Origin of the sequence: Shewanella sp. c952 (assembly GCF_019654975.1) — a bacterium.
Classification (GTDB): domain Bacteria; phylum Pseudomonadota; class Gammaproteobacteria; order Enterobacterales; family Shewanellaceae; genus Shewanella.
This window is the reverse complement of record NZ_BPEW01000044.1, coordinates 26,504-35,119: the sequence shown is the minus strand read 5'-3', so window position 1 is coordinate 35,119 and position 8,616 is coordinate 26,504. Positions and strand designations below refer to the sequence as shown.

At 40.7% G+C, this 8,616-nt stretch carries 9 protein-coding genes and 1 rRNA gene; 5 read left to right on the top strand and 5 right to left on the bottom strand.

Annotated features, from left to right (window positions below; translation table 11 throughout):
* The first annotated feature begins 3 nt into the window (after positions 1–3).
* A 5S ribosomal RNA gene (gene rrf / locus K5R16_RS19865) occupies positions 4–119 on the top strand.
* A gap of 575 nt (positions 120–694) precedes the next feature.
* Here rrf and K5R16_RS19860 read toward each other — a convergent pair.
* Positions 695–1,351 (bottom strand): DUF2057 domain-containing protein, encoded by a 657-nt coding sequence (locus tag K5R16_RS19860; RefSeq protein WP_220739831.1) that lies wholly within the window; start codon positions 1,349–1,351, stop codon positions 695–697.
* A gap of 168 nt (positions 1,352–1,519) precedes the next feature.
* Here K5R16_RS19860 and K5R16_RS19855 point away from each other — a divergent pair, with 168 nt between their 5' ends.
* Together K5R16_RS19855 and corA are read left to right on the top strand one after the other, a co-directional pair.
* Positions 1,520–1,885: a hypothetical protein gene (locus tag K5R16_RS19855; protein WP_220739829.1), complete on the top strand. Its 366-nt coding sequence runs from the start codon at positions 1,520–1,522 to the stop codon at positions 1,883–1,885.
* Positions 1,886–1,990: 105 nt separating this feature from the next.
* On the top strand, positions 1,991–2,938 hold the full coding sequence (gene corA, locus K5R16_RS19850) for a magnesium/cobalt transporter CorA (RefSeq protein WP_220739827.1): 948 nt from the start codon (positions 1,991–1,993) through the stop codon (positions 2,936–2,938).
* A gap of 16 nt (positions 2,939–2,954) precedes the next feature.
* Here the strand turns inward: corA and K5R16_RS19845 are convergent, their stop codons facing one another.
* Both K5R16_RS19845 and K5R16_RS19840 read right to left on the bottom strand, forming a co-directional pair.
* Positions 2,955–3,293, bottom strand: coding sequence for a DUF3135 domain-containing protein (locus K5R16_RS19845; RefSeq protein ID WP_220739825.1), 339 nt, complete (start codon positions 3,291–3,293; stop codon positions 2,955–2,957).
* 102 nt (positions 3,294–3,395) lie between these two features.
* A complete protein-coding gene (locus K5R16_RS19840) occupies positions 3,396–4,664 on the bottom strand; it encodes an HD-GYP domain-containing protein (RefSeq protein ID WP_220739823.1) in 1,269 nt (422 codons plus the stop codon).
* A 121-nt stretch (positions 4,665–4,785) separates the two neighbouring features.
* Between K5R16_RS19840 and K5R16_RS19835 the strand changes: the two genes are divergently transcribed.
* Positions 4,786–5,478 carry a 2OG-Fe(II) oxygenase gene (locus K5R16_RS19835; protein ID WP_220739821.1) on the top strand — a complete coding sequence of 231 codons (693 nt, stop codon included), beginning with the start codon at positions 4,786–4,788 and terminating at the stop codon, positions 5,476–5,478.
* Here K5R16_RS19835 and K5R16_RS19830 read toward each other — a convergent pair.
* Complete coding sequence (locus tag K5R16_RS19830; protein WP_220739819.1) at positions 5,471–6,823, bottom strand: sensor histidine kinase; 1,353 nt, start codon at positions 6,821–6,823, stop codon at positions 5,471–5,473. The genes K5R16_RS19835 and K5R16_RS19830 overlap by 8 nt on opposite strands.
* Entirely contained in the window at positions 6,814–7,488 is a 675-nt protein-coding gene (locus tag K5R16_RS19825) for a response regulator (protein ID WP_220739817.1), read from the bottom strand. Before K5R16_RS19825 ends, K5R16_RS19830 begins: the two co-directional genes overlap by 10 nt.
* Before the next feature lie 273 nt (positions 7,489–7,761).
* On the opposite strand from K5R16_RS19825, the gene K5R16_RS19820 reads away from it, so the two are divergent.
* Positions 7,762–8,616, top strand: a complete 855-nt coding sequence (locus K5R16_RS19820) for a putative selenate ABC transporter substrate-binding protein (RefSeq protein ID WP_220739815.1) — start codon at positions 7,762–7,764, stop codon at positions 8,614–8,616.

Genomic DNA, 8,616 nt, shown 5'->3' with positions numbered 1-8,616 from the left:
TTGTCTGGAAACCATAGAGCTGTGGTCCCACCTGATCCCATTCCGAACTCAGAAGTGAAACACAGTATCGCCGATGGTAGTGTGGGGTTTCCCCATGTGAGAGTAGGTCATTTCCAGGCGCCTAATACGAGAAAGCCCGTTGCTAACGCAACGGGCTTTTTTACGTCTGTAATTTGAGCGGGTTAATAACTTGAAGGTAGAGCTCTGCATGACACTGATAGCGGTGTGGCCGATATGCCCATGTGTCCACTTCGAGGATAATAAAGAGTAGGTCATTTCCAGGCGCCCAATACGAGAAAACCCGTGCTAACGCAACGGGCTTTTTTACGTCTGCAATTTGAGTCAGTTAATCATTTAGCTATAGCCAGCCTTTAGCGCTACATTGCAGTCGTTTATCTATATGGTAAGACTAGCGATTTTCGAGGTGCTTACTGTTTAATGTTGACTAGTCTGTTATAAACCAGAAGCGAAAAACAGTTATTAACACAACGAGCTTTTTGCATTTAATGAGTGGTGGTTGAGGCTGTGTAGAGTCGGCGCTGTGCGCCGCTTTCAATTCGATAAAATGAGGTAGGATTAGACGATTTTATTAGTGCGCCAAATATTTTGCTAACATTTTTACTCGGTGATAAGTCGAAGTTACAATGGCACCGAAACCTAATCATTAAGTTTCAGTGCCAGAGTCATGTTAGTTTTATTCTTTACTGTTAATTTTCAATTTGAATGCTTTTCTAGTTTCTTCATCGGCTTGTTGGTACCAAAAGTCTAGCATTTGACCAACATTTATTTGATCTGTTTGCTTGGGGTCATTAGCCTGGTTAGCAACGTTTTCAACCTGCACTAGATTTGGCTGAACTTGAGCTGCTATTGGTGCAGCTAAAGCGCCGAAAGCAGCAACTTGGCTACTACTATTGTAATCAAAGATCTCTTTTTCATAATCACGACCAAGCTGCATGCCATCTTTGATGAGTTTGTCCTGGCGGAATGCAATATCGACTCCTGATGAATCTTTCAGGCTTATCTTCGGGCTCCGATTAAAAGCATCCGCAGCGCTATTAGAGCGTATTCTAGGCAACGCTATAGTCAGTAATGTATTTTCTGCTGAGAATGTCATGATGATAACGTCAGAGCTAAATTGAGTCTGAGATCCTTGCTGTTGATAACGGCCGCTATATCTCAGTGCTAATTGGTTTTCACCATTGTCTAGCGTTAACTTATCGGTGCTACCGCTCTCTTTACCATTGACCAATACAAGTTCGGAATTAGAGGGGAGTGTAACTTCCACGTTGGCAAAAGCTGTGGAGTTTACGCAAATTAACACAGCAGTAAGGATTGATTGGGATAATCTCATAAAGAGCCTTTATTTGAATTGATACTTACTTTATAGCAGAACGATTTTTTTTTTGCAGGTTCGTCGGCAATTAATGAGCTACAGCGTTTAAATGCTTAGATATTATTAACAGTTTCAACCTATGAATTTGGTTATAATGGTTTTTCATTATGGGTTTGGAGGTTGCGCGTGCTAACAAAAATTCTAGTGACTATATTAGTCATAGCAGGTGCTATGTTTTATATTCGCCAATCTAAAGTGAGTCCCGCTAAAGAGCGAACTCAAGATATGGGGCGAGGGATAATAATTCGTTTTGCTTTATATGCAATTGTCAGCCTTTCATTATTAGCAAGCGCTGGTTATTGGTACTGGGATTGGCAAGATGGGAACAAGGTTGTAAGTGTAACTATTGTGTCACCTATGAGTGATGATAGCGTTGTGTATCAAGTAAGAAAAAAGAACATTACCAACAACGAAATAACAACAGTTGATGGAATAAGAGTCAGGTTGTCTAATCAAGAGCGAATTATTGTCGCAAATACGGTTCAAGAGTAATATTTGTGGATTTTCTTTTAGTTAGCGCTTTGCGATATATCTTTTTAGGTTAGAATAGCCTCGTTTTTTACCCCATTAGTTGATTAAGTATATGAAGGAGGAGCTATGATAACAGCCTATGCCTACGAGAATCGTAATCTAACGATTAGCGAATTGAGCATCAAGGATAATATCCCTCCCGGTACTATGTGGCTGGATCTTTATAAACCTGACGACATTGAAAGAGAATGGTTGAGCCAGTTTTCAGTTGAAGATGTTCCTGAAGAGGAAGACATCAATGAAATTGAGGCATCTGCGCGTTTTTATCAGAATAAAGATGGTCTACACATTAATTCACTGTTTCCTCAAAGAGCGGGTCAAGATGTAAAAGGTGTTAACGTCTCTTTTAATATTCGACAAAATTTCCTATTGACGATTAGGGAGGAGGACGTCGGTTTAATAAGATTGCTGAGAAACTACTTGAGGCTTGGTCGTATAGAAGCTTCTACACCCCAATCGTTGCTTCTTGAACTTTTCAATCTGAAGGTCGATTACCTCTCGGATTTGATCGAAGATGTTTACACTGTACTTGATAGTGTTAGTGAAGAGGTTTTTAAAAACGAAGAACTTGATGACGTTTTCAAACTGATTACTCGTCAAGAAGATTCTAACGGTAAGATCAGATTGAGTTTGCTTGATACGCAGCGTTCATTACGTTTCATGCAAAAATATTATCGTGACCAACTTTCTGAGAGTGAAATTAAAGATCTTAGAGAGATGTTGTCAGACATCGAGTCGTTGATGCCTCATAGTCAGTTCATTTTCGATAAATTGAACTTCCTGCTTGATGCCGCAATGGGTTTCAGTGGCTTACAGCAGAATAAAATTATTAAGATATTTTCAGTCGCAGCGGTAGTTTTTTTACCACCAACGGTAATCGCAAGTAGTTATGGTATGAACTTCGCTAATATGCCTGAACTCGATTGGCAATTTGGTTATCCGATGGCTATTTTGATGATGTTTGGTAGTGCCGCCGGAACCTATTTTTTCTTTAAGCGTAAAGGTTGGTTATAGTTGAAACAGCTCGTATCTAGCGAGCTGTTTTTGTTTCAGCATTTTGCTCAGTGCTATTAAATGAAAGTACCTTAGCTTTATGCTGATAAAATTCGTCTGGACGATTAAGCACTTCATTAAGACTCGATAGCTTTTGATACATCATATTGCTAACGACGTGGTAGCGTTGATAAGGTGTCTTGCAAAGAGACAACTTTTTTTCTAGATGATCCAGTAAGGATATTAATTTGGGCTTACTGCTTGCTGCACTTTCTTCTATCACTTCTTGGTTTAACTTTTTTTGCAAAGCATCTAACTTCTTGGGATCGTTTTCCGCAAGCCATAGTAACCTGTCAAAACTGGGTAATTCAGTCATAAAAACTCGCTCCAATGCATTTGTTATTAGATTAAATCTAGTAACAGCTACGTGATAGAGCAAGAAATAGACAGATTGATTCGTTATAGAGGAGCGCTTCTCCTAGTTGTCACTACCAAAAAAGTAGCTAACTCTCTCTCTAGGGTTTAAGTATTTGAATACCTTTTCAGGAAGAGCTGCAGGTGGTAAACATCTAACAATTGTTATACCTTCTTGCGCTAGCTCCACTATAGGTGCTTGTTCTTTAGGGACTAACGCATCGTAAACTAAGATCCTCGGCAAAAGTAATTGGCTTACATTCACAGACATCACCATGCCGTATTGGCCTGAAGAAAGCTCAACAATACTGCCTGGTGGATAGATTCCGAGCATTTTTACCATTCTACTGACAATCTCAGGATTTAGTTGTGCCTGATAATGTTTGTACAAATAACCAAGGGCTGAAAATGGCGTGCGAGTTCTGCTTCGATCTGAATGGCACAGGTTGTCATAGGTGTTTACAGCAGTAACAAGCTGACTCAATTTATCGATTTCAGATTCTTTTAGCCCTTTCGGTGTTCCTGAACCATCTAGAAACTCATGATGGTTTAATATTATTGGTAATGCCTCTGTTGGAAAGTTATCAGCAAGCTTAAGTAAATCAACACCCATAGCTGGATGTTGATTAATAAAGTTTTGCTCAGCTTGTGTGAGTGGTGTAGTTTTCCTCATCAACTGAGTTGGCACCTTCAACTTGCCGGTATCATGAAATAATGCACCTAAGCCAATGAGTTCTATTTCATTGCGTGTCCAACCTAACTCTTTTGCGATTAACATCGATAAGACGGATACATTCAGAGAGTGGAAGTAGATTCCGTCGTCATTTTTTGAGTCGGCCATTAAATGTAAGACCAACTTATCCGATGTTAATAATTGTTCGCAAATATTATGGATGAGCTCTTTAGCATCGTTGACCGCATTCAGTGGGCGATTGCGTAACTTACCCATTAAGCTTCGGATCATTGCCACAGACCGTTCAAACTGTTGCTCAGTTTTCTGTAAATGGCGCCTTAAGCTCTTGTGAGCTTCAATACTTTCGGCTTTTTGCTTATTAAGTTCATCTGAAAGTTTATCTAAGTCATTTTCATTAGTGGTTTGTTTTTGGGCTTGAGCTTGAGCTTGAGCATCCTTAACGTTTAAGACAGGCGTATCACTGCGTTCAACGATAACGAATACATGTTCAATCCCAAGGTTTTTAATGAGCTCTATTTGAGCTTGTTGCCTAATTTTGAAGCTACTGAATAAGAATGGATGATCTTTCCATGAGATAGGTAGTCTGATGAAGTTACCGACCTGCAGTTGCTTCACTGCAACTTTACAACTATTTGTCATATGTGTTTGTGTGAGTCTTCCTTAATTTGCTATTTTAACGCAACCTATATAATTTACAATTGCTTAACTCATATGTTTACAAATATGGGAACTTAAACAATAACAGTTTTAAGAGTATCAAATGGATTTTATTGAAATATACCCAAATGCGCTTCCCGATGAACTCTGCGATCAGCTTATTACCGCCTTTGATTACCACCCAGGGGTCTTAGCTGGAAGCACTGGTGGCGGCGTGGATATTGATAAAAAGCTAAGCCGCGATCTGATGCTTGATTCACATGATGATCTATCAGCACTTAAAAATAGCTTGCTAGGTTATACGCTCTCTCATGCCGCTAAATATTTCAATAAGTATTCAATGGCACTGATGGGCGCTGTGTCGGTTGGCGTATCGAATGAAAAGGGTGAAGCGGTCACGTTAATGCCTGATAATTACGCGGCATTAGGCGAGCCAAGAGCCGAGGCGATTGTTAAATACCTATATCGTAGTGGCAGTATTAATATCCAGAAATATGACAAAAACAAGGGGGGATACCCTCATTGGCATTCAGAGCAGTTTCCTCAATTAAATCATAATGAAGCCTTGCATCGAGTCGTGTTATATATGTTTTATTTAAATGATGTAGAGGAGGGGGGAGAAACGGAGTTTTATTATCAAGATAGAAAAGTAAAACCTAAAAAGGGCACTATGGTGATCGCGCCTGCCGGTTTTACCCACTCACATCGTGGCAATAAGCCCAAGAGTGGCGATAAATATATCGCAACCTCTTGGATTATGTTTAACAGAGCGGAGCAGTTGTACGGGGCTAAATAGGGATCGAAATCCTAAAACAAGCACCTTCTAATTCCGACGTCTCAATACTGAGGCGTCCACCATAACTGATAACTATCTCATTGCAGACTGCAAGACCAATACCTTGACCCGCTTTCTGAGTATCTGCTCTTACTCCGCGTTGGATGATATTTTGTCTGATACTTTCGTCAACGCCAGGTCCATCATCTTCAACTAATAACTCAAACTCGCCGGCATCATTGTAATAAGATGAAACTCTAACGGTGGTGATACACAGCTTAAATGCATTCTCCATTAAGTTGCCGCAAAGTTCCATTAAGTCGCCTTTATCACCAGGGAATACATGTTCTTGCTCAATACGCGCTTCAAACTGCACCTGTTTATCACGATATACTTTAAACAGCATTTGCGAGAGCTGGTCAACAAGCGGAGCGATTAGAGTTTGTTCCTGCTTTAATCCCTTACGACCTAGCATTGCCCGTTTCAATTGATATTTTACCAACTGATCCATTTGACTGACTTGTTCCATTATTTTCTCGCTGGTCGCCTCTTTATTTAATGTGGCATCATCTGTTATAGCATGCACTGCAGCTAGGCGAGTTTTTAGGCTATGGGCTAAATCATTCATTGCGTTTTGGTAACGCTGTTGCTGGGCACTTGATTGTACTAATAGTTGATTCAGCGCTTGCGTAACACCTTCTAGTTCAACCGGATACCCCTCTGATAGGGTCTTAGATTTTCCACTATTTACAGATTGCAGTTCATTTCTGAGTTGCACTAAGGGGCGCATTCCCCAATAGGCAGCACTAATCAATAATACGAGTGCTAGTGCGAGTACAAAACCTAACCGTATATAAGTACGACGACTAAATTTACTGTATTCCTGTTCTAGCTTTTCTGCGTCTTTCAGTACCAGTAAATTATATTCACTGCCTGCGATATCTAATGAAAGTAGATAAACAAAATAGCCGCGAGTATCCGCTAGAGAAAGGTAATAGGGCGGATTGCTATTGCGGATCTCGTTGAATCGCTCGCAAGTATCAAATAGGCCGCGGTCGACGGCCATAGAAGATGTCCAAACCTGATTAAAGGTGCTATCACAACTGGCAATAATATAGCGTTGAGAGGTATTGTTTTCTGTTAGCCATTCATCGCTATTATCGGGGAGGAGATCATGTTCTCTTAGTTCAGCAGCAACTTTGGGGATCTCAGCAATAAGCTGAGACGTTTCTTCGTTGTAACTATTCTGTGCGTGAAGGATATTGACCATCCACGCTAAGCCAAAGCCCACGAGGGCTATGATTGATAATGAGGTGAGAAACATCCGTGTTAGCAGACGTTTCTTTGGTTTAAAGTTTAGCTGCATGGCAGGTTAAATTTGTAGCCTTGGCCGCGAATCGTTGCGATAGGATTTTCCAAACCATCTTTGGTCAGTTTTTTGCGTAATCGGCTTACCATGACTTCAATGGTGTTTGGGTCGCCTTCTTTGTCGCCGTAGATCACATCAAGTAAGCGCTGTTTTGCGACAACTTCGTGGCAATGACGCATTAAATATTCGAGAATGAGGTACTCAAATGCTGTGACCTCCATTGGCTCTTCATTCATTGTGACTTGCTTTGCAGCTAAATCAATTTCCAATGCGCCACTGGTTATTTTGGGCTTTACAAAACCAGCGCTGCGTCTAACTAACGCATCAAGCCGAGCAACGAGTTCTTCTTTTTGGAATGGTTTGACAAGGTAGTCGTCTGCGCCAGCATTAAGCCCCTCGACTTTATCTTGCCAGTTAACTCGTGCTGTCAAAATGAGCACCGGCGCTTTAAGGCCGTTATCGCGTAGGCTTTGAATCAAACTAATGCCATCTTGGTCAGGGAGACCAAGGTCAACAATCGCAACATCTATTGGATAGTTTGTTGCTTGATAAAATCCCTCTTTTGCAGTTAATGCAACTTGAACTTGATTTCCTAGTTCACTCAATTGCACTTTTAGGTGGTGAGATAGAATCGGATCATCTTCAACAACCAATATTCTCATAGTCAAATATCCTTGAATGCGATAAAGATTAGTTTACGCAGAATTATGCCAACTGCCAACTAAGTGTTTAAATTTACGTAGGAGTTTACGCTTCAATTACTTAACCTTTGCTGAATTATGCTGCCATTAGACTTAAGAAATAACTTGATAGGCAAAAATATGAGCACGGTTATGTCTTAATCCGTAATTATCTAACACTTTAACGACATAATTCTGGGTTTGTTTGCGCAATTTGGTTAAGATCCGTTAAATTTTTGTCAAATCAGGTTGATTATGTTCGCGTTTAAACCCCTTATAAGTGTGATTCTCTTGCTTGTTGCACCAAGTGCATTAGCGGCCACCTTTACATTTACCGCTATTCCTGACGAGGATGAGAGCCAACTGCGAACTCGTTTTGATAAAGTTGCCGTATATTTGGAAGAGAAACTTGGGGTGGAAGTTAAATATATCCCTGTAAAGTCATACTCTGCAGCAGTAACAGCATTTAGAAACAATCAAGTGCAGCTGGCTTGGTTTGGTGGCCTTTCTGGCGTTCAAGCTAGGCGACTCGTTCCTGGCTCTGACGCGATAGCCCAAGGCTACGAAGACCAATTTTTTAAAAGCTACTTTATCGCACATCACTCGACCGAGATGCTAGTTAACAATAGTTTTCCAAACCTTAACGGCTATACCTTTACCTTTGGCTCGAAAGACTCTACATCTGGCCGATTAATGCCGCAGTTCTTTATTGAACGAAATTTGGGAAAAAGACCGGAAGACATCTTTAAACGTATAGGTTTCTCTGGTGATCATAGTCGTACCATAGCTCAAGTCCAAGCTGGGGTTTATCAAGTTGGTGCTGTAAATTATAAAGTGTGGGAATCCGCTGTTGCAGCCGGAAAGGTTGATTTGAAAAAGGTTGATGTCATCTGGGAAAGCCCTACGTACCCTGACTACCAATGGACAGTGAGAGCGGGAGTTGACGACTCTTTTGGTGAAGGTTTTAAGACTAAACTGACGGCCGTATTATTGGAAATGAACGATCCGGAACTTCTGAAAAGTTTTCCTCGTAAGTCCTTTGTAGCTGCAGACAACTTAGATTATGAGCCTATTGAAAATGTGGCAAAAACCATCGGTCTAATTGACTAG

Excerpts from the sequence above, each read along its gene's own strand:
- K5R16_RS19860 (WP_220739831.1), bottom strand. The coding sequence starts at position 1,351 with ATGAGATTATCCCAATCAATCCTTACTGCTGTGTTAATTTGCGTAAAC.
- corA (WP_220739827.1), top strand. The coding sequence starts at position 1,991 with ATGATAACAGCCTATGCCTACGAGAATCGTAATCTAACGATTAGCGAA.
- K5R16_RS19845 (WP_220739825.1), bottom strand. The coding sequence starts at position 3,293 with ATGACTGAATTACCCAGTTTTGACAGGTTACTATGGCTTGCGGAAAAC.
- K5R16_RS19840 (WP_220739823.1), bottom strand. The coding sequence starts at position 4,664 with ATGACAAATAGTTGTAAAGTTGCAGTGAAGCAACTGCAGGTCGGTAAC.
- K5R16_RS19835 (WP_220739821.1), top strand. The coding sequence starts at position 4,786 with ATGGATTTTATTGAAATATACCCAAATGCGCTTCCCGATGAACTCTGC.
- K5R16_RS19830 (WP_220739819.1), bottom strand. The coding sequence starts at position 6,823 with ATGCAGCTAAACTTTAAACCAAAGAAACGTCTGCTAACACGGATGTTT.
- K5R16_RS19825 (WP_220739817.1), bottom strand. The coding sequence starts at position 7,488 with ATGAGAATATTGGTTGTTGAAGATGATCCGATTCTATCTCACCACCTA.
- K5R16_RS19820 (WP_220739815.1), top strand. The coding sequence starts at position 7,762 with ATGTTCGCGTTTAAACCCCTTATAAGTGTGATTCTCTTGCTTGTTGCA.